Origin of the sequence: Burkholderia sp. SIMBA_051, assembly GCF_046534915.1 — a bacterium.
Lineage (GTDB): Bacteria > Pseudomonadota > Gammaproteobacteria > Burkholderiales > Burkholderiaceae > Burkholderia > Burkholderia ambifaria.
Genome location: NZ_JAWRXS010000880.1, coordinates 1 through 237 on the forward strand (window position 1 = coordinate 1; position 237 = coordinate 237).

1 pseudogene is annotated in these 237 nt (G+C 78.1%); it reads right to left on the reverse strand.

Annotation, left to right across the window (positions count from 1 at the left end):
* Positions 1-235: pseudogene (locus tag SB771_RS36965) on the reverse strand (iron ABC transporter substrate-binding protein); the annotation flags it as partial.
* Positions 236-237: the final 2 nt, after the last annotated feature.

A 237-nucleotide genomic window follows, 5' to 3' on the forward strand; every position in this document is an offset into this window, starting at 1 on the left:
GCTTGGCGGCGCTGGGCACGCCGGCCACGTCCACGCCCAACGCGTGCAGGGTGTCGAGCACCGCCAGGTCCAGCACCACGGTCTTGGCCGGGTTGGACGGCACGGCGGTCTCGCCGCGCGCGTGCTTGACCGGCACGCTCCGGGCCGCGTCCTGGGCCATGCTCGGGGCGCTGGCGGCGCCCAGGGCCAGGGCCGTGGTGGCACACGCCAGCCAGCGGCCGGCGCGCCCTGCCAAGG